Origin of the sequence: Rhodanobacter humi (assembly GCF_041107455.1) — a bacterium.
GTDB lineage: Bacteria > Pseudomonadota > Gammaproteobacteria > Xanthomonadales > Rhodanobacteraceae > Rhodanobacter_A.
The window spans coordinates 3,522,251-3,544,793 of record NZ_JBGBPY010000001.1 but is presented as its reverse complement, the minus strand read 5'-3'; the positions used below and the strand labels follow the sequence as shown (position 1 = coordinate 3,544,793).

The 22,543-nt window shown below is 68.1% G+C and carries 21 protein-coding genes; 12 read left to right on the top strand and 9 right to left on the bottom strand.

The annotated features are described in order from the left end of the window. The first annotated feature begins 40 nt into the window (after positions 1 to 40). Complete coding sequence (gene dmeF / locus AB7878_RS15675; protein WP_439653809.1) at positions 41 to 985, top strand: CDF family Co(II)/Ni(II) efflux transporter DmeF; 945 nt, start codon at positions 41 to 43, stop codon at positions 983 to 985. A 20-nt stretch (positions 986 to 1,005) separates the two neighbouring features. Here the strand turns inward: dmeF and AB7878_RS15670 are convergent, their stop codons facing one another. Genes AB7878_RS15670 through AB7878_RS15660 form a run of 3 tightly spaced genes read right to left on the bottom strand, consistent with a single transcriptional unit; the run spans position 1,006 to position 2,617 of the window. Continuing rightward, positions 1,006 to 1,221 carry a GDCCVxC domain-containing (seleno)protein gene (locus tag AB7878_RS15670; protein ID WP_369495255.1) on the bottom strand — a complete coding sequence of 72 codons (216 nt, stop codon included), beginning with the start codon at positions 1,219 to 1,221 and terminating at the stop codon, positions 1,006 to 1,008. Beyond that, entirely contained in the window at positions 1,211 to 1,861 is a 651-nt protein-coding gene (locus AB7878_RS15665; protein WP_439653808.1) for a c-type cytochrome, read from the bottom strand. The genes AB7878_RS15670 and AB7878_RS15665 overlap by 11 nt, the downstream gene beginning before the upstream one ends. 9 nt (positions 1,862 to 1,870) lie before the next feature. Beyond that, complete coding sequence (locus AB7878_RS15660; RefSeq protein WP_369495254.1) at positions 1,871 to 2,617, bottom strand: copper resistance protein B; 747 nt, start codon at positions 2,615 to 2,617, stop codon at positions 1,871 to 1,873. A 103-nt stretch (positions 2,618 to 2,720) separates the two neighbouring features. On the opposite strand from AB7878_RS15660, the gene AB7878_RS15655 reads away from it, so the two are divergent. After that, a complete protein-coding gene (locus AB7878_RS15655; protein ID WP_369495253.1) occupies positions 2,721 to 3,056 on the top strand; it encodes a hypothetical protein in 336 nt (111 codons plus the stop codon). A gap of 7 nt (positions 3,057 to 3,063) precedes the next feature. Here AB7878_RS15655 and AB7878_RS15650 read toward each other — a convergent pair whose 3' ends face one another. Both AB7878_RS15650 and AB7878_RS15645 read right to left on the bottom strand, forming a co-directional pair. Then, positions 3,064 to 4,875, bottom strand: a complete 1,812-nt coding sequence (locus AB7878_RS15650) for a copper resistance system multicopper oxidase (RefSeq protein ID WP_369495252.1) — start codon at positions 4,873 to 4,875, stop codon at positions 3,064 to 3,066. A 104-nt stretch (positions 4,876 to 4,979) separates the two neighbouring features. Continuing rightward, positions 4,980 to 5,363, bottom strand: a complete 384-nt coding sequence (locus tag AB7878_RS15645; RefSeq protein ID WP_369495251.1) for a hypothetical protein — start codon at positions 5,361 to 5,363, stop codon at positions 4,980 to 4,982. A 98-nt stretch (positions 5,364 to 5,461) separates the two neighbouring features. Here AB7878_RS15645 and AB7878_RS15640 point away from each other — a divergent pair, with 98 nt between their 5' ends. From AB7878_RS15640 to AB7878_RS15595, 10 genes are all read left to right on the top strand, one after another. Further along, positions 5,462 to 6,397, top strand: coding sequence for a 23S rRNA (adenine(2030)-N(6))-methyltransferase RlmJ (locus AB7878_RS15640; protein WP_369495250.1), 936 nt, complete (start codon positions 5,462 to 5,464; stop codon positions 6,395 to 6,397). A 121-nt stretch (positions 6,398 to 6,518) separates the two neighbouring features. Then, a complete protein-coding gene (locus tag AB7878_RS15635; RefSeq protein WP_369495249.1) occupies positions 6,519 to 7,028 on the top strand; it encodes a Slp family lipoprotein in 510 nt (169 codons plus the stop codon). A gap of 75 nt (positions 7,029 to 7,103) precedes the next feature. Beyond that, positions 7,104 to 7,646 (top strand): tRNA (N6-threonylcarbamoyladenosine(37)-N6)-methyltransferase TrmO, encoded by a 543-nt coding sequence (gene tsaA / locus AB7878_RS15630; RefSeq protein ID WP_369495248.1) that lies wholly within the window; start codon positions 7,104 to 7,106, stop codon positions 7,644 to 7,646. 99 nt (positions 7,647 to 7,745) lie between these two features. Further along, entirely contained in the window at positions 7,746 to 8,348 is a 603-nt protein-coding gene (locus tag AB7878_RS15625; RefSeq protein ID WP_369495247.1) for a GNAT family N-acetyltransferase, read from the top strand. 149 nt (positions 8,349 to 8,497) lie between these two features. Further along, complete coding sequence (gene mfd / locus AB7878_RS15620) at positions 8,498 to 12,079, top strand: transcription-repair coupling factor (protein ID WP_369495246.1); 3,582 nt, start codon at positions 8,498 to 8,500, stop codon at positions 12,077 to 12,079. Positions 12,080 to 12,252: 173 nt separating this feature from the next. After that, the gene (locus tag AB7878_RS15615; protein ID WP_369495245.1) at positions 12,253 to 14,946 is read left to right on the top strand and encodes a TonB-dependent receptor; all 2,694 of its coding nucleotides are present in this window, start codon (positions 12,253 to 12,255) and stop codon (positions 14,944 to 14,946) included. Between the two features lie 86 nt (positions 14,947 to 15,032). Then, on the top strand, positions 15,033 to 15,722 hold the full coding sequence (locus AB7878_RS15610) for a response regulator transcription factor (protein WP_369495244.1): 690 nt from the start codon (positions 15,033 to 15,035) through the stop codon (positions 15,720 to 15,722). Further along, positions 15,722 to 17,158: a sensor histidine kinase gene (locus AB7878_RS15605; protein ID WP_369495243.1), complete on the top strand. Its 1,437-nt coding sequence runs from the start codon at positions 15,722 to 15,724 to the stop codon at positions 17,156 to 17,158. Before AB7878_RS15610 ends, AB7878_RS15605 begins: the two co-directional genes overlap by 1 nt. 4 nt (positions 17,159 to 17,162) lie before the next feature. Next, positions 17,163 to 18,164, top strand: coding sequence for a YncE family protein (locus tag AB7878_RS15600; protein WP_369495242.1), 1,002 nt, complete (start codon positions 17,163 to 17,165; stop codon positions 18,162 to 18,164). 97 nt (positions 18,165 to 18,261) lie between these two features. After that, the gene (locus tag AB7878_RS15595; protein WP_369495241.1) at positions 18,262 to 19,038 is read left to right on the top strand and encodes a class I SAM-dependent methyltransferase; all 777 of its coding nucleotides are present in this window, start codon (positions 18,262 to 18,264) and stop codon (positions 19,036 to 19,038) included. On the opposite strand, the gene AB7878_RS15590 is transcribed toward AB7878_RS15595, so the two are convergent. The 4 genes from AB7878_RS15590 to AB7878_RS15575 form a co-directional block, all read right to left on the bottom strand. Further along, positions 19,039 to 19,356 (bottom strand): CcdB family protein, encoded by a 318-nt coding sequence (locus tag AB7878_RS15590; RefSeq protein WP_369495240.1) that lies wholly within the window; start codon positions 19,354 to 19,356, stop codon positions 19,039 to 19,041. Continuing rightward, positions 19,356 to 19,601 (bottom strand): type II toxin-antitoxin system CcdA family antitoxin, encoded by a 246-nt coding sequence (locus AB7878_RS15585; RefSeq protein WP_369495239.1) that lies wholly within the window; start codon positions 19,599 to 19,601, stop codon positions 19,356 to 19,358. The genes AB7878_RS15590 and AB7878_RS15585 overlap by 1 nt, the downstream gene beginning before the upstream one ends. Positions 19,602 to 19,697: 96 nt before the next feature. Then, positions 19,698 to 21,257 carry a protein adenylyltransferase SelO gene (locus AB7878_RS15580; protein WP_369495238.1) on the bottom strand — a complete coding sequence of 520 codons (1,560 nt, stop codon included), beginning with the start codon at positions 21,255 to 21,257 and terminating at the stop codon, positions 19,698 to 19,700. Between the two features lie 201 nt (positions 21,258 to 21,458). Further along, positions 21,459 to 22,226 (bottom strand): class I SAM-dependent methyltransferase, encoded by a 768-nt coding sequence (locus tag AB7878_RS15575; protein WP_369495237.1) that lies wholly within the window; start codon positions 22,224 to 22,226, stop codon positions 21,459 to 21,461. Between the last annotated feature and the right edge of the window lie 317 nt (positions 22,227 to 22,543).

The window sequence follows — 22,543 nt, the reverse complement described above, 5'->3', positions numbered from 1 at the left end:
GGTTTCACATACCATAGGGGGGTATGTTACAAGGAAAACCGTGAGCGCCCTGCCCGACATCTCGAAATACACGCACAGCCACCAGTTCAACGAGGGCAATCCGCTGGCGGAGCGCAACACGCTGCGCGCGGTGGTCATCACCGCGGTGATGATGGTGGTGGAGATCGTCGGCGGTTATCTGTTGAACTCGATGGCGCTGCTGGCCGACGGCTGGCACATGAGTTCGCATGCGCTGGCACTGGGCCTGTCGGTGGGCGCGTATGCGCTGGCGCGCCGACTTGCGGACGACCGCCGCTTCGCGTTCGGCACCTGGAAGATCGAGGTGCTGGGCGGCTACAGCAGCGCGCTGCTGTTGGGCGTGGTGGCCGCGCTGATGCTGTTCCAGTCGGTCGAGCGGCTGTTCGTACCTGGCGTGATCCACTACAACGACGCGATCGCGATCGCCACGGTCGGCCTGGCGGTGAACCTGACCTGCGCATGGCTGCTGCGCGGCGGCCATCACGGGCACGACCACCATCACGGGCACACGCACGACCATCACGACCACGCGCACCACCACGACATCAACCTGCGCTCAGCCTATCTGCACGTCGTGGCCGATGCGGCCACCTCGGTGCTGGCGATCGGCGCGCTGGTGGGCGGCAAGTTCCTCGGCGCGGCGTGGCTCGACCCGGCGATGGGCATCGTCGGCGCCGCCCTGGTGGCGAACTGGGCCTGGGGCCTGCTGAAGCAGTCCGGCGGCATCCTGCTGGACGCCGAGATGGACAGCCCGGTGGTGCAGGAAATCCGCGACGTGATCGTGGAACGGTTTCCCGCCGCCGCGGTGAGCGATCTGCACGTGTGGCGCGTGGGCAAGGGGCGTTACGCCTGCATCCTCGCGCTGGTCTCGACGACACCGCTTGCACCCGATGCGGTTCGCCGACAGCTGGCGATCCGCGAGGAACTCGCCCACGTCACCGTCGAGGTGACGCTTGCCGCGCACTAGCGCGCCGAGCTCACCTCGCACTAACCGCAGCAGGATTTCTGCGACTGCACCGGCGGGCACGGCACGCTGCCGTAGGAACAGAACACGCAGCAGTCGCCCGCCTGGGGCCGCAGCAGCACGCCGCAGCCGGCGCATTCGTGGAAGTAGATGCAGGCATCGGTCGGCATGGTCTCGACCGATTGATGACCGCAATGCGGGCAGGTCAGCGTGCTCTGCAGGATCGGCTCAAGGCTCATGTTGCGAATGTCCGGCATCGCCAGCAGCGGCTGGCTCGGGATTATGGCCGGACATGTCCATCCCCTGCATGTGCGCCGCATCGTGCGCATGCGCGGCGCCGTGGTCATCGTCCATGTCCTCGTCCGGCGGCGCCTTGGCCACGATGGCCTTGTATTCGGCGGGCGACATGCCGGGCAGCTTCTCAAGGAAGGCCACCATGCTCCAGATGGTGGGATCGTCGTGGCCGGCCATGCCCCAGGCGGGCATCGCGCTCATCTTGATGCCGTGCTTGATGATCCAGAACGCCTCCTTCGGATCGACGTGCACCCTTGAGAGGTTGGGCGGCTGCGGGTACATGCCGGTTCGCAGCTCGGAGTCGTCGACGCCAGGCGAAAGGTGGCAGCCGGTGCACATCGCCGCGTACTGGCCGGCGCCTTTCAGGATCAGTTGCGGATCGTCGAGGTTCGGCACGGTGAGATCCTCCGAGCGCAGGCGGATCGAACGGTCGCGCAGGGTTTGCAGGAACGCGAACACCGGCCTGGTGTGGTGATCGTCCGCGCCGATGTTGTAAAGACCGGACCAGGCGAACGCGCCGGTGCCGATAGCCAGCACGCCCAAGGTGACGGCGATCGTGATGAGGTGCGCGATGGGGTTTTTCATGGGTGCCTCTCAGAACCAGATGCGGACGCCGGCCACGATCTGCCAGTCGAGTACGGGTTGGTGATCCTGCCGCGCATAGTCGGCCGTGGTGCCGATGCGGCGGATCCAGTTCACGCCGATGTAGGGCGCGAACTGGCGGTGGAACTCGTAGCGCAGGCGCAGGCCGAACTGCACGTCGGACACGCCGCTGCCGATGCGGCGCTGCGGATCGTCCTTGCCGTAGAGGTTGACCTCGGCTTCCGGCTGCAGGATCAGCCGCTGGGTGAACAGCAGTTCGTAATCGGCCCGCAGGCGCGCGGCGGTACGGCCGTTGGCGCCGATATAGCCGGTGGCTTCCAGCTCGAACCAGTACGGCGCCAGGCCTTGCACGCCGAACGCGGCCCATGTCCGTTCCGGGCCTGCGCCGAAGTCCTGGCGCACGCCGAGCTGGCTGTCCCAGAACGCGGCGACCGCGTGGCTCCAGAACGCCTCCACATCACCGTCCTCCAGCCTGCCGCCGCTGCGCTCGCCTTCCGTGCGAACCCACAGCTTGCTGGTGTCGCTGCCGTACCAGCCTTGGGCTTCCCAGGCCTGGCCGTTCGCGTCGAGACCGTGAAAGGCTTCCAGCTGATCGATCAGCAACATGCCCAGCGATTTGGCGTCATGCCGTTCCATGCCCGCCATGTCGCCGTAGCCCACGCCGTCGGAGTAGTCCGGGCTGCGCGCATCCGGCGGTGCGCGGCCGCCTTGCATCGGGCCCATCGTCATGCCGGGCATAGCCTGCATTCCCCGCATACCGCCATGCATGGCGTGGGCTGCTTCTTCGTGCTGCACGTCGGGCATGCCGGCGTGGCTCATCCCTGGCATGGCCGAATGATCCATGCCTTGCATGCTGCCCGATGTATCGCCTGGCACGGCGGGCGCCGGCGGCGTGCCCGACATCGCACCGTGCGCCATGCCGGGCATGGCATGCATGTCATGGCTGGATGCCGTCGGTTTTGCCGTCGCGGGTTTCTTGCCGGCTTGCTTGCCGGGCGTCTTCGTCGGCTTCGTCGTCGTGGCAGGCATCGCCATGCCGGGCATGGCGCCCATGTCCATCGTCGAGGTGCTGCTCGACGGCGCCGGAGCCGTTTGCGCCGGAACAGCCTGGGGCAAGGCCAGCAGCAGGGCCGCCAACCACACCGGGCGGCACCAAGCACGTGAAGTGCGGCGATGATCCGTCGTCATGACACCACCACCTCGCGCATCATCCCCGCCTCCATGTGGTAGAGCATGTGGCAGTGGTAGGCCCAGCGCCCGAGGTTGTCGGCACTCACGCCGTAGGCGATGCGCTGCGCGGGTTGCACGTTGATGGTGTGCTTGCGCACCTGGAATTGCCCGTCCGGCCTCTCCAGTTCGCTCCACATGCCGTGCAGGTGGATCGGGTGGTTCATCATGGTGTCGTTGACCAGCACGATGCGCAGCCGCTCGCCGCTGCGGAAGTGGATCGACTTGGCGTCGGAAAACTTCACGCCGTCGAACGACCACATGTAGCGCTCCATGTTGCCGGTGAGGTGCAGCTCGATCTCGCGGCTCGGTTCGCGCGGGTCGATGGAGCCGCCGATCGTGTGCAGGTCGGCGTAGGTGAGCACGCGGCGACCGTTGTCGCGCAGGCCGGTGCCGGGGTCGTCGAGGTTGGTGCGTGGCATGTCCACGTGCATGTCGACGCCGGGGTTGCGGTATTCCGTACGGGCGTGGCGAACGTCGCTTCCCTCTCCCTCCGGACGCGGGGAAGGGGCAGGATGCCCCTGCTTTGAGGAGCGAGGAAGAGGGGTTGGGGGAGAGGGTTCGGTGGAACCGGCGACGCCACGCTCCGCCCTTACCCTCCCCCCAGGGGAGAGGGGAGAAGATCCCATCGCGCCCATCATGTCCACCATCGCCAGCGGCATGCGCGGATCCATCGCCGGCACCACCGCCTGCATGCCGGGCCGTGGCGCCAGCGTGCCGCACGCGTAACCGGTACGGTCGATAGCCTGGGCGAAGATCGCGAACGCCCGGTCCTCCTGCGGCTCGACGATCACGTCGTAGGTCTCCGCCACCGCGATGCGAAACTCGTCCACCGGCACCGGTTCGACATCCTGGCCATCCGCGCTGACCACGGTCAGCTTCAGGCCCGGAATGCGCACGTCGAAGATCGTCATCGACGAGCCGTTGATGAAGCGCAGCCGGATCTTCTCGCCGGGCTTGAACAGGCCGGTCCAGTTGCCGGCCGGGGCGGTGCCGTTCATCAGGTACGTGTAGGCGCAACCGGAAACGTCGCTGAGGTCGCCGGGATTCATGCGCATCCCGTTCCACATCCTGCGCTCGGCCAGCGCGCGTCGCAGCCCCTGCTCGCGCACGTCGCGGAGGAATTCGGGCGCGGTGGGTTGCGCGTAGTTGTAGTAGTCGCTCCGCCGTTTCAGCGTGGCGAAGATGTGCCCGGGGTTCTGGTCGGTCCAGTCGTTGAGCATCACCACGTAATCGCGCGCGGTGGGGTGTCGCTCCGGGCCGGCCGGTTCGATCACCAGCGGGCCGTACAGCCCGGTCTGCTCCTGCCAGCCGGAATGCGAGTGATACCAGTAGGTGCCGCTCTGGCGCACCGGGAAGCGGTAGGTGAAGGTCTCGCCCGGTGCGATGCCGGGGAAGCTGATGCCGGGCACGCCATCCTCGCGGAACGGCAGGATGATGCCGTGCCAGTGGATCGACGTGGGCACGCGCAAGCGGTTGGTGACGCGCAGCGTGACCGTGGTGCCTTGCTTCCAGCGCAGGGTCGGACCGGGAACACCGCCATTGACGGTGGTGGCGAGGCGCGGCCGGCCGGTGAAATTCACCAGGGTCTCGTCGATGTCGAGCGCGAACTCGGTGCCGCTCAATACCTGTGGCCGGCCAAGGCCGTTCGACGCCCAGACATTCGCCGAACGCAGCAGACCGAGGCCGGCAATCGCGCCGCCCAGCGCGATGCCCTGGACGAAACGACGGCGCGACAGGTCGGTCGCGGGTGGAACAAACGGTTTCATGGAATCCCTCTGGATACATCGGCATCGCGCGGGGCACTGCCGAGCGCGGCATGGTTCGTGCGCACCGGCAGAGCGGCGAGCGCGCGCAGCACAAGCTGGGGGAGTCAGACCGCCGGCGGTCGCAGCGGTGGCGAGGCCGTCGGCGACGGCGCGTGTCGCGGCAGCGGGCGGTCAGGCACGACGGCCATCGCCATCGCGTCCGGCATGGCGGCGAACACCGGCAGCAGCAGGCCGCCGCTCATCGCCGCGCAGTGGCAATCCGGGGCGAGCTGACCGCCGCAACAACCGGCATGGCCACCGTCGCACGCGGTGTGCGGCATCGCCGCCTGCCCGGTGTGCGTGCCGGCCAACGCATGCGCGACACGGTTCGGCGATCCTGCCGGCATCGCCATCGGCATCGCGGCGTTGACCACCAGCAGCAGCCACGCCAGCGCAGCCATCACTCGCAGGCGACGTGAACGGGCAAGCTGGCGCAGGGAAAACGGCATGCCGCGAGCCTATCCACTGCCTGCCGGCACCTCAACTCTGGAGCAGGCTCCGACACGGCTGCCGGAGGTTTACGCGGCGCGGCCTCTATACTCGCGCCATGAACTATCGCCATGCCTACCACGCGGGCAATTTCGCCGACGTCCTCAAGCACACCGTGCTGCTGGCGCTGATCGATGCGCTCAAGCTCAAGCCCGCGCCGTTCTGCGTGGTCGACACCCATGCCGGCAGCGGCTGCTACGCGCTGGACGGCGCCGAGGCCGGCAAGACCGGCGAGTACAAGGACGGCATCGCCCGCCTGCTCTATCCCGACCTGTATGTCGACACCCGCACCGCCGCCGCGCTGCCGCACCTGCTGCGCCGCTGGCTGGACGGCATCCTCGCCGTGCCCGGCAACGAGGAGACCCTCAAGCTCTACCCCGGCTCGCCGCTGCAGGCCGCGCTGGCGATGCGCGACATCGACAGCGCGCAGCTGTGCGAACTGCATCCGGAGGAAGCCGCACGGCTGCGCGAACTGTTCCACCGCGACGCGCGCATGCACGTGCACGAACGCAACGGCTACGAGGCGCTGAAGGCGCTGCTGCCGCCGCAGGAGAAGCGCGGCCTGGTGCTGATCGACCCGCCCTACGAGGCGCAGGAGGCCGAATACCGGCTGATCGAGCAGGCGTTGAAGGAAGCGCTGCAGCGCTGGCCCACCGGCATCTACGCGATCTGGTATCCGATCAAGCGGCGCAGCCAGGTGCAACCCTTCCTGCGCTGGCTCGGCCACTGCGGCGCGAAGCGCGTGCTGCGCGCGGAACTGCTGGTGCACGGCGACGACTCGCCGCTGCGCCTCAACGGCTCCGGCATGGCGATCGTCAACGCGCCCTGGCAGCTCGACGAAACCCTGCGCGAACCGCTGCGCGCGCTGGCCCGCCTGCTTGCGCAGGAGCGCCCCGCCGAATGGAAACTGGACTGGCTGGCGGCCGAATCCGCCGCCGCGCCCGCGAAACCCGCCAGGCCCACGCGGCTATCGCCCACGCCGCGCCGCCGTTAAGCTCACAGCGCAATTGCCGTCATTCCCGCGCAAGCGGGAAGAGCTTCACAACAGCGAAGCTCTTCCGGCCTTCGCCGGGATGACGAGCCAGCAACCTCGGCCCTTCGCTCCGGAGCCCGCCATGCGCCTCGCCACCGTTTCCGCCCGCCTCGCCCTCCCCGCCTTGCTGCTGAGCCTTGCCGCCTGCGCCCCCGCGCCGATCTACAAGGCCGCGCCCGGCACCCTCGCCGCCACGCCCACGCAAGTGGCGCAGGCGCCCAAGCAATACGCCCGCGGCCAGGTGATCTGGGGCGGCCGCGTGGTGGCGGTGAACAACCTGCCCGACCACAGCGAGATCGAGATCCTCGCCTATCCGCTGGATTCCTCGCAGCGGCCGAAATTCGGCGCCGGCGGCAACGGCCGCTTCATCGCCCTGCTGCCCGGCTACGCCGAACCGATGAACTACCCCAACGGTGCACCGATCACCGTTGACGGCCAGTTGGCCGGCAGCCGCGCCGGCAAGGTCGGCGAGGCCGACTACGTGTTCCCGCTGGTGCAGATCGCACGGTCGCACGTGTGGACCGCCGAGGAAATGCGCAGCGGGCATCCGAACATCAATTTCGGGGTGGGGTTGGGCGTGGGCATCCGCTGATGCGGGCGTGATCGAGGCGCCGGCCTCGACAACCTCTGCTGGAGTTTCCGCCAGCCCACGTCATCGCGCTGAACCATGGACGAAACCGCCCCCTTCGCCTTCCGCCCCATCGCCCACGTGCGCTCGCCTTACGCGCGGCGCATCGACGCGCCGCACCAGTCCACCGTGGTGACGGGCACCGAGAGCGGCGCCGAGGCAGAGGCGCGCATCGAGTTCACGGACGGCTTGCCGGCCGAGGCGTTTGCCGACCTCGCCGGTTTCGAGCGTATCTGGCTGCTGTTCGTGTTCCATCGCAGCGAGGGCTGGAAGCCGCAGGTGCGGCCGCCGCGCGGCGGCGGCAAGCGCGGTGTGCTGGCCACGCGCTCGCCGCATCGGCCCAACGCGATCGGGCTGTCCGCGGTGGAGCTGGTCGCGGTGGAGGAACGCGCGCTGCGTGTGCGTGGGGTGGATCTGCTGGATGGCACGCCGATCCTGGACATCAAGCCCTACGTGCCTTACGCCGATGCCTTTCCCGCCGCACGCGCAGGCTGGATCGACGCGATCGACGCGACCCAGGGCCGGCACTCCGCGCCCGGTCCGAAGCGGCCACGGCGGCCGGCCAGGGGCGACCCGGGCTGAACAGCAGGTTTGCGCGACTGCGGCAAAGCGGCGCAAAGGCTTGCATCCAAGCTGGCTCCGGATCATGCTGCACTGCACACAATACGCGAAAGTATTGAGATGATTGCCGCCAGCCTGCGTTCCACCACCCCGCACCCGCCGCTGCCTCCGCGCAGCCGCGAGCGCTACGCCCCCGCCTTGGCCGTGCACACCGCCCACGGCGAGCGCATGCGCACGCGCGACGGCCGCGAACTGTGGTTGCGCGATATCGAGCCGGGCGACGTCGCGGCGCTGCGGCGCTGCTTCACCCGGTTGTCGCCGGAGGATATCCGCCGCCGCTTCCTGCACGCGATGTCCGAGCTGCCCATGCCGATGGCGCAGCGCCTGTGCAACATCGACCCGGCACGCGAAACCGCGCTCGTGCTGGCGGACGAAGCGGTGCGTCCCGCCGAGATCCGCGGCGTGGGTCGCATCTACGTGGACGAGGCGGCCGACAGTGCCGAGTTCTCGGTGATCGTGGAGCGCGACTGGAGCCGCATCGGCCTCGGCGCGCTGCTGATGCAGCGGCTGGTCGACGACTGCCGCCGTCGCGGCCTCGCCGAGATATGGGGCTACGTGCTGCTGGAAAACCGTCCGATGCTGGAACTGTGCCGGGAGCTTGGCTTCACCCAGCGCCTGATGCCGGACGAGCCGGGCACGGCGCAGATCACGCTGAAGCTGTAGGTCGGGCTTCAGCCCGACACGCCATGCCACACCCGTCGGGGTGAATCCCGACCTGCGGGCATCGCGGGGAGGGACCAAGGCGCATCGCGTTACACTTGGCCGCTTTCCTGGCGCGGCTCGACGTTCGCGCTCCCAGCGCCAACGAGTCCATGCCCGCTCCGATTCCGCATCCCCCGCTTCCCACCACCCCGAAACAGCGCCGTTACTGGACGCCGCCGCACGGCTCCGCGCGCGCCCTGCTGCTGGCCGAGGCGGCGCGTTCGCACGAAGGCCTGCTGGTAGCGGTGACGCGCGACACGCAGCGCGCCTCGGCGCTTGAGGATGAGTTGCGCCTGTTCGCCGGCGAGCTGCCGGTGCTGCATTTCCCCGACTGGGAAACCCTGCCCTACGACGCGTTCAGCCCGCACCCGGAGATCGTCTCGCAGCGCATCGCCACGCTGTACCGGCTGCCCGGCGTGAAGCGCGGCGTCTTGGTGGTGCCGGTGGCCACGCTGATGCAGCGCATCGCGCCGCGCTCGCACATCACCGGCGCGGGGCTGATGGTGGCGAAGGGGCAGAAGTTCGACCTCGCCACCGAGCAACGCCGGCTGGAAGCCAGCGGCTACCGCAACGTGCCGCAGGTGGCCGAGCCGGGCGACTTCGCCGTGCGCGGTGCGCTGATCGACATCTACCCGATGGGCGCGGACCAGCCCTACCGCATCGAGCTGTTCGACGACGAGGTGGACTCGATCCGCAGCTTCGACCCGGAGACGCAGCGCTCCGCGCAGACGGTGGAGAAGGTGGAACTGCTGCCCGCGCGCGAATTTCCGCTCACCGACGAAGCCGCCAAGGGCTTCCGCAACGCGCTGCGCGAACGCTTTCCGATCGACGTGCGCCGCTGCCCGCTGTACCAGGACATGAAGGAAGGCGTGACGCCCGGCGGCATCGAGTACTACCTGCCGCTGTTCTTCCCTGCGAAGAGTCCGTACATGGATGGGCGGGGTGTTGCGGAGGATCCGCATGCAGGTACGGCCACACTTTTTGATTATTTGGCCGGCGACGCGCTGTTCGTGCTGGGCGAAGGCGCGGGCGAGGCCAGCGAGGCGTTCTGGACGCAGACCGCCGAACGCTACGACCAGCGCGCCCACGACATCGAGCGCCCGGTGCTGCCGCCGGCCGAGTTGTACCTGTCGCCCGAACAACTGCGCGAGCAGCTCAACAAGCGCCTGCGCGTGGAAGTGGTGGAACCGGGCCATGCGCACGCGGTGGACGCCGGCACGCAGCCGGCGCCCGAGCTGCCGCTCAACCGCAAGGGCGAAGAACCGGGCACCTCGCTGCGGCATTTCCTCGAAAGCTATCCGGGCCGCGTGCTGGTGGCCGCCGATTCGGCGGGACGGCGCGAAGCGCTGCTGGAGATGCTGGCGGGTGCGGGCTTGAAGCCGGAGCCAGTGGCGAGCTGGCAGGGCTTCCTTGCCAACTCACCCGTAGGAGCGGCTTCAGCCGCGACCTCTTCCGAGAAACAGCGAATCGCGGCTGAAGCCGCTCCTACAACGGCAAAGGCGGCACGCTTCGCCATCACCATCGCCCCGCTGGAGCAGGGCTTTGCGCTGACCAGACCCGCGCTCACCGTGCTCACCGAGCGCGAGCTGTTCGGCGAGCGCGTGCGCAGCGAACGGCGCCGGCGCCGCGGCGCGGCGCGCGATCCCGACGCAATCATCCGCGACCTCACCGAGCTGTCGATCGGTTCGCCCATCGTGCACGTGGACCACGGCGTGGGGCGCTACCAGGGCCTGCTGTCGATGGAGCTGGGCGGCATGGAGGGCGAGTTCCTGGTCATCGAGTACGCCAAGGGCGACAAGCTCTACGTGCCGGTGGCGCAGCTCGGCCTGGTCAGCCGCTATTCCGGCACCGCGCCGGAGCTGGCGCCACTGCACTCGCTGGGCGGCGACGCCTGGGAACGCGCGCGCAAGAAAGCCGCCGAAAAGGTGCGCGACGTGGCCGCCGAACTGCTGGCGATCTACGCCCAGCGCGAGGCGCGCGGCGGCGAGTCGCTGTCCATCGACCGCCAGCTGGTGGAGGAATTCGGCGCCAGCTTCCCGTTCGAGGAAACGCCCGACCAGGAACAGGCGATCGACGCCGTGCTGCGCGACCTCGCCGCGCCGCGCGCGATGGACCGCGTGATCTGCGGCGACGTGGGCTTCGGCAAGACCGAGGTCGCGCTGCGCGCCGCCTTCGCCGCCGCCACCGCCGGCAAACAAGTCGCCGTGCTGGTGCCGACCACCTTGCTGGCCCAGCAGCACTACCGCAACTTCGCCGATCGCTTCGCCGACTGGCCGGTGAAGGTGGACGTACTCTCGCGCTTCAAGTCCACGAAGGAAGTGAACGAGGCGCTGAAGCGGCTCGCCGATGGCCACATCGACGTGATCGTGGGCACGCACAAGCTGCTGCAGCCGGACATCAAGTTCAAGAACCTGGGACTCGTGGTGGTGGACGAGGAACAGCGCTTCGGCGTGCGCCAGAAGGAGCAGCTGAAGAAGCTGCGCGCGGAAGTGGACCTGCTCACCATGACCGCCACTCCGATCCCGCGCACGCTCAACATGGCGATGAGCGGGCTGCGCGATCTGTCACTCATCACCACGCCGCCAGCGCATCGCATGGCCGTGCGCACCTTCATCTCCACCTGGGATCCGGCCACGATCCGCGAGGCGTTCCAGCGCGAACTGGCGCGCGGCGGCCAGGTGTACTTCCTGCACAACGAGGTGGAGAGCATCGAGCGCAGCGCGCGCGAACTGGAGGAACTGATTCCCGAGGCGCGCATCGGCATCGCCCACGGCCAGATGCCCGAACGCGAGCTGGAACGCGTGATGGCGGATTTCCACCGCCAGCGATTCAACGTGCTGGTGTGCACCACGATCATCGAAACCGGCATCGACATTCCGACAGCGAACACCATCGTCATCGACCGCGCCGACCGTTTCGGCCTGGCCCAGCTGCACCAGCTGCGCGGGCGCGTGGGCCGCTCGCACCACCGCGCCTACGCCTATCTGATCGTGCCGGACAGGAAATCCATCACCGCCGATGCGGAGAAGCGGCTGGAGGCACTGGCCTCGCTGGAGGAACTCGGCGCCGGCTTCACCCTGGCCACGCACGACCTGGAGATCCGCGGTGCCGGCGAGCTGCTGGGCGACGAACAATCCGGCCAGATCCAGGAGATCGGCTTCGGCCTCTACACCGAGCTGCTCGATCGCGCCGTGCGCGCACTGAAATCCGGCAAGGTGCCGGATTTCGATCTCAGCAGCGAACACGAAACCGAAGTCGAGCTGCACCTGCCCGCGCTGATCCCCGACGACTACCTGCCCGACGTGCATGCGCGCCTCACGCTGTACAAGCGCATCGCCAGCGCACGCAGCGAGGATCATCTGCGCGACTTGCAGGTGGAGATGATCGACCGCTTCGGCCTGCTGCCCGAGCCGACCAAGACCTTGTTCGCGCTGTCCAGCCTGAAGCTGATGGCCACGCCGCTGGGCATCCGCAAGCTGGACTTCGGCGCCAACGGCGGCCGCATCGTGTTTCGCGACAAGCCCGAGGTCGACCCGCTGGCGATCATCAAGCTGATCCAGAGCCTGCCGCGCGTGTACAAGCTGGACGGCCAGGACAAGCTGCGCATCACCCTCGACCTGCCCGGCGCCAGCGAACGCATCCGCAGCGCGCAGGAAGTGCTGGTGCTGCTGGGCGCACGCCGCCCCTCCTGAGCCGTCGGCAGACCCCTCACCGGGGGGCAAGGCCTGCCTGCGCAAACCTTACCGATCGGTAAGTGCGCAGCAATCCAGGCGTCATTTCCCGCGCCTAGCGTGGGTGAAGTCAACCGCATTCCCATCCGCCGCATGGCGGATCGGGCGGCCCTTCCCCCACCAGGATCCAGTCGATGCACAGCGCGAAGTTACGCAAGGCCATACTCAACGCCACCGCCCTCGTGAGCCTCGGTGCCTTCGGTGTGCCCACGCACGTCTTCGCCTTTGCGCTGGCTGCCCACGATGGCAAGCCGAGTGCCGCTCGCGATGACGCGAAGCCGGACGCGGCAAACGGCAAGAGCGCCGCTGCCGATGCACCGGCAGCGGAGGTGGACGGCGCCGTCAAGAACCTGCAGGGCGTCCACGTGGTGGCCCCGCGCACGTCGGCACAAGTCGCGCGCGATACGCAGAAGGATGCGCCCAACCTGATCGACATCCGCACCGAAGCGCAGATCCAGGCGCTGCCGGACAGCAACACCGCCGAGGCGGTCCGCCGCATTCCCGGCATCATGATGGAGACGGACGAGGGCGAGGGGCGCTACGTCAACATCCGCGGCTTCGATTCGGATCTGAACAGCACCACCTACGCCGGCGTCCGCCTGATGCCGACCAACAACGCCTCGCCCTTCGGCGGCTACCGCGCCGTCGCCCTGGACTCCATACCGACCGGCTTCATCGGCGCCGTCCGGGTGACCAAGTCGAACCTGCCCAACCAGGACGCCGAAGCGCTGGGCGGCACCATCGAGGTGCTGCCGAGAACCGCCCCGGCCGAGCAGGGCTGGTTCTTCCAGGGCAATGCCGGCCTGGGTTACGAACCGCTGCGCAGCAAGCCGCTCTCCGACTTCTCGCTGACCGGTGGCGGCCGGTTCGGCCCCTTCTCGATCGTGCTGACGGCATCGGGCCATGTCGACTCGCGCGGCATCGACGACGTCGAACCCGCCTATTTCAACGATGCCGCGCACCCGTACCAGGCCGTGAACGTCATCGAACAGCGTGACTATGAATTGCATCGCCGCCGCCACGGCTACGCGCTCGAACTCGGTTACCAGCCCGACGACAACGACCAGTGGTATTTCCGCGCTTTCGACGCCGGCTACACCGAGCGTTACAAGCGCCAATTCATGGACGTGACCGCCGACGGCAACACCACCGCGCTGGCGAACGGCACGCTGCTGGACACGCTGACCGTCCCCGGCGCCATCACCCGGTCGCTGCGCGACGAGGAGGAAACCTCGCGCGAACGGTTCTACATGCTCGGCGGCGAGAACACGCTGCCTGCCCTGGCCGGAACCACGCTCGACTATCACGTGGCCTACGTCGAGGGCACCTACAAGAAACCGTACGACTACAACTCCAGCTTCACCTACAACCCGCCCTCCACGCCCGCTTCGGCCCCGACGATCACCTACAGCCCTGCCGGGCCGGGCCACGTTCCGCTGTACACGGTTTCCGGGGTGCCGGGCTATCTCGACCCGGCCAACTACACCTTGAGCAGCTTCGTCAACGGCAAGGCCCGGAACTTCGACCGCGAGATGTCGTACGCCGTCAACTCGAAGACCCCGGTCGACTGGGGCAGCCTGACCGACCAGGACCTGCAGTTCGGTTTGAGCATGCAGCAGCGACACAAGCGGACGACGGCGCAGCCGTACTCGTACGACAACTTGCCGCCGCTGCCGCTCGCGGCGGTGTCCGGCGGCAGCTACGAGACCTATTACGACGGCCACTACCAGAACGGCGTGGACATCATCCCCGGCGCGCTGCAAGGCATCTTCGGGCCCGGCGCGATCGCTCCCGGCGACGTGACCAGCAGCCAGCAGCAATACCTCGATTCGCACGAGGACATCTATGCCGCCTACGGCCAGTACAGCGGCAGCTACGGCAAGCTCGGGATACTCGGCGGCGTCCGCTTCGAGGAGACGCGCAACCACAGCGACGCGTTCTCGGCCGGCGTGGATGCGGCGGGCAATCCGTTCGCCTATCCGATCAGCTCCCGCCACAGCTACCACAATGTCTTCCCCAGCCTGCAATTCCGCTACGAGCTCGCGCCCGAGCTGATCCTGCGCGCCGCGTATTCCTCCACCATCGCCCGCCCCGGCTTCAACCAGGCCAATCCCGCACTCGCGGTCGACGTCGGCTCGGGGCTGGTCACCACCGGCAACCCGAACCTCAAGCCGGCGACGGCCAACAGCTTCGACTTCAGCATCGAGAAGTACCTGCCGGACGCGGGCATCCTGTCGGCGGGCATCTTCGACAAGGAAATCTCCGACTACATCGTTCCGATCCAGACCACGCAGACGCTGCCCAGCGCCAACCTGTACCCCGGCGGCGCGCTGCCGTTCCGCATCTTCACCTTCAAGAACGTCGGCTCCTCCTACGCCCGCGGCCTGGAACTGAACTGGCGGCAGAAGTTCCGGAATCTGCCGGGCTGGCTGGGCGGCCTGGGCGCCGGCCTGAACTACACCTGGGTCAACTCGCGCATCGAAATCCGTCCCGGCGAGTATTCGATGCTGCCGTCGGCATCGAAAAACACCTGGAACGCGACGCTGTTCTACGAACGCGCAGGGCTGAAGCTCGCCCTGGCCGCCTACTCGGCGTCGGCCGACCTGTTCGGCATCGGCAACGATCGCTCCAGCGACATCTACAACGCGCAGCGCACCTCGATGGACTTCAGCGCGAGCTACGAGCTTCCGGAGGACTGGACCATCTACGTCCAGGCCAAGAACCTGCTCGACACGCCGCACGCGTTCTACCAGGGCAGCCCGAGCCGCCCCATCCAGCGCGAGTTCTACGGACGGACCTATCTGGCGGGAGTCCGCTTCAGTTTCTGATCGGGCGGCACGCGCCGCTGTCATTGGATTGACACGTGTTTCTGGGCAAGTGCCCCGGACCAGGCAAGGGCGACCAGGTAGCCGCGATGGACATTCTGCTGATCGAGGACGATGCCGAGACCCGCGACTACGTGGCCATGGGACTGCGCGAACTCGGCCACGTGGTCGACCAGGCCGAGGATGGCCTGGGCGGCCTGCGTCGCGCCCGCGAAGGAAACCATCAGGTGCTGGTGGTCGACCGCATGCTGCCGCGCCTGGACGGCCTCGATCTGCTGCGCGCGCTGCGCGAGGTCCACATCAGTACGCCCGTCCTGATGCTGACGGCGCTCGGCGAGGTGGATGCACGCGTCGAGGGCATCGAGGCGGGCGCCGACGACTACCTCGCCAAGCCGTTCGCGTTCGCCGAACTGGTCGCGCGCATCGGCGCGCTGGCGCGGCGCCCGCCCCTCGCGGCGCCCGTCGCGCTCCACCTGCGCGTCGCCGACCTGGAGATGGACCTGATCCGGCGCGAGGTGCGCCGCGACGGCAAGCTGATCGACCTGCAGCCTCGCGAGTTCCATCTGCTCGAATACCTGATGCGGCATGCCGGCGAACTGGTGACCCGGACGATGCTGCTGGAGCAGGTGTGGGAATACCATTTCGATCCCCAGACCAGCGTGGTGGAAACCCACATCAGCCGCCTGCGCGGCAAGATCGACCGCGGCTTCGCCGGTGGTGAACTGCTCGGCACGCTGCGCGGCGTGGGCTATGTGCTGCGCACGACAGCGGAGTCTTGATGACGGGTTCCGTGCCCACCACGATCCGGGCCCGCCTGCTGCGCAGTTCGGCCTTCCGGCTGGGCGCGCTGCAGGCGGGCCTGTTCGCCTTGGTCGCCCTGCTGCTGTTCGCGGTCACGTGGTGGTCGGTGCGCAACTACGTCGTGGCGCAGGTGCAGCGCGCCATCGCCGACGAATTCGGCGAGATCGAGGCGATGCCGGCCGGCAGCCGCGCGGACGCGATCGCCGGCATGGTCGCGCAGGCACCCCAGGGACCGCTGTACTACGGGCTTTTCGACGGCGCGGGGCATCGGGTCGCGGGCGACCTGTCGCGGGCGCCGAGCCGACCCGGCTGGAGTACGCAAACGCAAGACATGCTCGCCGGCGGCAGGCAGGCATCCAGCCTGGGCGTGCTGGTGCACGCCGCCCGACTCGATGACGGGCGGCTCCTGGCGGTGGGGCGCGACCGGCGCAGTGCCGACCGGCTGGACGAAGAGCTGCAGGAAGCCTTCCTGTGGGCCGGTGCCGCGTCGGTGTTCCTGGCGCTGCTGGGCGGCGTGTTCACCGCGCGCAGCTACCTGCGGCGCGTCGAGGCGGTCGCCACGGCCGCCGCACGCATCGCCGCCGGCGACCTCGGCGTGCGCGTCTCGGGCAGCGGCCGCGGCGACGAGTTCGATCGCCTGGCGCAAGCCCTCAACGGCATGCTGGAACGCATCCAGATCCTGATGGAGAGCGTGCGCCAGGTCTCCAACGATATTGCGCATGACTTGCGCACACCGCTTGCCCATCTGCGCCAGCGGCTGGAATCGGCCACCCGCGCGGCGACGGACGTGGCCACCTTCCGATCGGCCGCCGAACGCGCGCTGGCCGATGTGGACGATGTGCTGGCGACGTTCGCCGCCCTGCTTCGGATCGCGCAGATCGAAAGCGGCCGGCGCCGCGCGGGATTCTGCCGGGTGGATCTTTCCGGCCTGCTCGACAGCCTCGTCGGCGACTACGCGCCGCTGATGGAGGATCAGGGCCGTCCGCTGCGCACGCAACTGGCCCAGGGCATCCGCATACACGGCGACCACGCGCTGCTCACCCAGATGTTCGTCAACCTGATCGAGAACAGCTTGCGCCATACGCCGCCGGGCACACCGGTCGCGCTCGCGCTGGAGCGGCGAGCCAGCGGCTGCCGCGTCACGCTCGACGACGCCGGCCCCGGCATCCCTGCGGAAGCGCGCAGCCGCGTGATCGGCCGCTTCGTGCGGCTGGACGCCGCGCGCAGCACGCCCGGCAGCGGGCTCGGGCTGGCGCTGGTCGCCGCCGTGGCCGACCTGCATGGCGCCGCACTCGCCTTCGGCGACGCCTCGCCCGGCCTAAGCGTGCAATTGGATTTCGTACTGCAGAATTCACCCAGCCTTGCCGCTCCGGCAGCGAGGCCATTCCCCGCTGTCGATCCCATCGAAGGATGATGCAATGAAGAAAACGACCTGGACTCTCCTGCTTGCGACTGTCGTGGGCATGCCCTCGCTTTCGGTTGCCGCCACCACCGGAACCGGCTACGCCGTCACGCGGCATGTCGCACTCGGCGGCGCCGGAGGCTGGGACTACCTGAGCCTCGATGAAGCCACGCACAGGCTGTTCATCGCGCGCGACAACCGCGTGATGGTGGTCGATGCCGACAGCGGCAAGCTGGTCGACGAGATTCCCGGCATGCAGCATGCGCATGGCGTGGCGCTGGCGCCTGCGCTCAAGCGCGCCTACGTGAGCAATGGCCGCGGCAACGACGTCAGCGTGGTCGACCTCGCGACGCTGAAAGTGGTCGACACCATCCCCGTCAGCGGCAGGGATCCCGATGCCATCATCTACGACGAGGCCAGCGGCGACGTGCTCGCGATGGATGGCGACAGCAACGAGATCAGCATCATCGACACGAAACTCGGCAAGGAAGTCGCCACCATCGCGTTGGGCAGCAACCCCGAGTTCCCCGTTATCGATGGCAAGGGCAAGCTGTACGTCAATCTCGAAGGATCGAGCCAGCTGGCTGAGGTCAATCTGCGCGAGCGCAAGGTCGAGCACGTCTGGCCGCTGGCGCCGTGCAAGGGGCCGACGGGCCTCGCAGTAGATGCTGTCGGCCATCGGTTGTTCTCGGTCTGCGCCAACGGCTGGATGATCGTGACGAATGCCGACGACGGCAAACAGGTGGCCAGGTTGCCGATCGGCAAGTCGCCCGACGCGGTGACCTACGATGCCGGCTTGCACAATGTGCTCGCTTCCAGCGGCGAAGGCTCGCTGGGCGTGGTCCACCAGATCGACGCCGACCACTACGCACAGGCGATGCGCGTGCCCACGATGCGCAGCGCGCGCACGCTGGCGCTGGATTCGTCGACCCACCAGGTATTCATGGTCGGCGCCGCCACGCACGGCCACGGCAAGCCCGTCACCGGCTTCAGCTTGTTGGTGGCCGCTCCGCACTGATTTGCGCCGCCGCATGTCATCGGCGTGACAGCTGTCACTGGATCGCCGTACCTGCACGCCGGGAAGATGGCCGGGTCGGGCACACGGAGTACGCGCCATGCAGGGCAACACCCGCGAGATCGAACGCCACCACGCCAACGCCAAACCGCGGTTCGGCATCGACGCGCCCACGCTGGTGCTGGGTTTTGCCTTCGGCGGCCCGGCGCTGTTGCTGGCGGCGATGGTGTTGACCCATGGTTTTCCGACGACGGCGTCCAGCGGCGGGGCACGCTCGGTGCTCGGGGCCATGATGCTCACCGGCTTGATGATGTGCCTGGAAGCCATCGCGATGACGTTGAGCAGCCGGGTCGGCAAGCGCCTGCTGCTGCGCCGGATGGTCGCTTCGCTGAACCTGCGCGGCGACGAGCAGGTGCTGGAAGTGGGCTGCGGCCGCGGCATGCTGTTGCTCGAAGTCGCCCAACACCTGCCCCAAGGCCGCGCCACCGGCATCGACCTGTGGAGCACCCGCGACCAGAGCGGCAATGCCGCCGCGGTCACGCAACGCAACGCCGAGCTCGCCGGCGTCGTGGAGCGCGTGCATATCGACACCGGCGACATGCGCCAGCTGCCCTACCCCAACGCCAGCTTCGACGTCGTCGTCGCCAGCCTCGCCATCCACAATCTGCCCACCGAAACCGACCGCGAGCAGGCCGTGCGCGAGATCGCCCGCGTGCTGAAACCCGGCGGCCGCGTGGCCTTGCTCGATTTCCGTTGCACCGCCGCCTATGCACGCACGCTGCGCGCCGAAGGCCTGGCCGACGCGCATCGCCGCGGCCCCAGTTTCCTGATGTTCCCGTGGGTATGGATCGTGCGCGCCAGCAAGCCGACGTGCTGATCAGAAACCGGCAATCAGAAAGTCCAGCGCCGCAAGGATGGTGTCGCGCTGTGCGGAAAGATCGCCGACCTGCACACCGAGCTGCTTGCTGGCGATACCCGCCAACTGCGGGGTCACCATGACATATGACTTGCCGCCGATCGCGAACACCGGGGTGAGTGTCTTCATGGTTTTTCCCTTCATCGCCGCCTCCGTGTAGAGCGGCACCACTACCCGCGTGCCCAGTTCGGCGATCAGGTCGCTTTGCACATCCAGCAGCAATGGCACGGCCGCGCGCGTGGCCGGGTTGGCATTCCGGTGCACGGCGAATTGCGGCATCAGAAGTTCCGCTGGCCGTCGCTGAACACGCCGATGGCTTCCACGTGCTCGTTGTAGGCGCCGATGGCCTTGCGGTTTTCCGTCAGCCATTGTTCGCGCCGCGCTGCATTCAGCGCTTCGACCAAGGCCTGCTCGAGCGTGGCCGAGAGGTTGATGCCATGCTCCCTGGCCTTGTCGAGCAAATCCCCGTTGACGCTGAGGTTGGCGGCCCGCTTGGAGGCTTCGATGTCGTAGACCGGAGACATGGCGGCTCCCTCGCAACATGAGATGCGCATAGCCTATGCGTATCGATACGCGCAGTCAAAACACGCACGCAGCGCGCGAAGCGCCGCGCTTGTCGTTCACGAACTGCAGGACAGCATCGAACAACCCGGCTTGTGCCGCGCCCAGTCGGGTCGCTTGCGTGCATAGGCCTCGCGGCCGGGCTGATCCTCGTATGGATGGCGCAGCACGTCCAGCAATTCGTGGATGCCACCGTTGTCGCCCTGCTCCGCGCGTTCGATCGCCTGTTGCGCGAGGTAGTTGCGCAGCACGTAGCGCGGGTTGGCGGCGCGCATGCGGGCGCGACGCTCCGTGGTGGACAGCGAGTCGTCGGCGAGGCGCGCCGCGTAACGCGCCAGCCAGTCCGCGAAGGCCGGTTCATGCGCCTGCCGTTTCGCCTCGTCGTAGAACGCCTCGTGCAGCGGCTCCAGTTCCGGTCGCTGCGGATCGAAGTCGGCAAGGCCGCGGAACCACAACGTCATGTCCACCTCGGCCTCGTGCAGCAGGGCCTGCAGCGACTGCATCAGCGCCACGTCCTCGTCGCGGCAGGCGGCCAGGCCGAGCTTGGCGGCCGTGTTGGCACGATCCACTTCGGTATAGACCGCAACGTAGCGATCCAGCCCGGCCTGCAGCGGCGCGATGTCGCCGAACAACGGCGCCAGCGCGGCGGCGAGACGCGACAGGTTCCACCACGCCACGTTCGGTTGCTGGCCGTAGCGGTAGCGACGGCGATGCGCGTCGGTGGTGTTCGGCGTCCAGTCCGGATCGTAGTCGTCGATCCAGCCGTAGGGGCCGTAGTCCAGGGTGAGGCCGAGGATGGACAGGTTGTCGGTATTCATCACCCCATGCACGAAGCCCACGCGCATCCAGTCGGCCATCAGGTGCGCGGTGCGCACGCAAACCTCGCCGAACCAGTCGCCGTACAGCGTTTCGCCCTGTCCCGCGAGATGGGGAAAATCGCGACGGATGGTGAAGTCCGCCAGCTGCCGCAGCAGGTCGATGTCACCGCGCGACGCGGGCAATTCGAAGCTGCCGAAGCGGATGAAGGACGGCGACGTGCGGCAGACGATGGCACCCGGCTCCGCACGCGGATGGCCGTCGTAGAGCAGGTCGCGCACCACGTCCTCGCCGGTGCCGAGCAGGCACAGCGCACGCGTGCTGGGGATGCCGAGGTGATGCATCGCCTCGCTGCACAGGAATTCGCGGATCGAGGAACGCAGCACCGCACGGCCGTCGGCACCGCGCGAGTACGGCGTGGGGCCGGCGCCCTTGAGTTGCAGCTCCCAGCGTTCGCCGTTCGATGCGACCGCTTCGCCCAGCGAGATCGCGCGGCCGTCGCCCAGCTGGCCCGCCCACACGCCGAACTGGTGGCCGCCATAGTTCGCCGCCCAGGGCTGCATGCCGGGCAGCAGCGCGTTGCCGCCGAACACCTGCGCGAAGGCATCGCTCGCGAGTTCCCCGGCGTCAAAGCCTAGCGCGGCGGCCATCTCCTGCGAATACGCCAGCAAGCGCGGCGCGGCCACCGGCGTGGGCGTGACTCGCGAGTAGCAGGCGCCCGTTACTTCACGCGGACCAGGCGCGTCGGAGGGGTCGCCGGGAAGTTCGCGGAGGAAGCGATTGTCGAAACGCAGCGTGTGCATGACGCGATGGTAGCTCGCGGCATCCAACAGGCTGCAAAACCCGTTTCCTGATGTCCTGGAAGTGCAGTCCTGCACTTCCAGGACTCGCCCGATACGACCTTCGGCCGGATCGGGCTCCGCAGGCCGATCACCACGTGATCGGCCTGCGTGCGGGCCCGTGGCCCGCGGGCTGCCTCGCGGTTCGAGGCGCCCGGCAACCGGTTACTTCGGCTTGCGGAAGCGGTAGATGAACTGGTCGGTGTGGCCGCGTATCGACTTGTCGAACACCTTGTTGGTGTGCGGGTCGGCCGGATTGCGCAGCGCATGGCTTTCGCCGTCGAACACGAAGCCGGCGGCCTCGACTTCCTTCTTCACCACCGCGGGGTCGATGCGATGCAAGGTGTCGGTGTCGGCCAGCCCGGAGCCGGCCGGCGCCACGTGGTCGATCACCACGAACACCCCGCCGGGCTTCAGCGCGTCAAAGACCTGCTTGTCGAACTTCGCCATGTCCACCGGCCCCATGAACGGGTCGTGGTAGTCGTGGTAGTTCTGCGCGGTGAACACCAGGTCGGCCTTGGCCGGCACGCTGAACCGGGCGGCGGCCTGCTTGAGCAGGCTGACGTTCTCGTAGTGCGGCGTGGTGATCAGCTGCTGCCAGTTCGCGTAGTCCTTGGCCGAGTACTTCGCCATCTCGTCCGGCCACACGGTGTAGACGTGGCCCTTGGGACCCACGATGGCGCTGAACACCCGCGTCCAGTAGCCGCTGGCAGGCACCAGTTCGACCACCGTGTCGCCCGGCTTCACCTGGGCGAACGTCATCACTGCGGCGATCTGGCGACGCGCATCGTCATGGTGGTCGGCGGCGCGCGCGGGGTCGTTGATCGCGGCGGTGACATAGGCAGGCACGGCCTGGCTGCCGGACGGCGCGGCCATGGCCGGCACGGCGGGAAAGGAGAACACGAGCAACGCGGCAAGAACGGTCGGACGCATGACGAACTCCGTTTTCAGCGAGGGGAAGGCACATTGTGCGCCCGATCGGCACACGGCGCGGCCATGACTTGTGGCGCAGAGCCTGCTCACGGCCTCCACATGGCCCGCGCCGGAAGCGGTTTGCGCGCAGGCCAAGGAAGAACGAGGAAGTGGACGTCCGTCCACGACCGAGTGGTAACGCAGGGATGCGGGCAAACAGGCCCGGCCCCGAAATTGATGGGTGCAGGGGTTGCCTTGCCATGGCCACCATGCGGCAGCGCGCGGCTTGACCTGCCAGCCAGGCAGGCGCTGCGCCACGCACTACCACCTGACGGCCA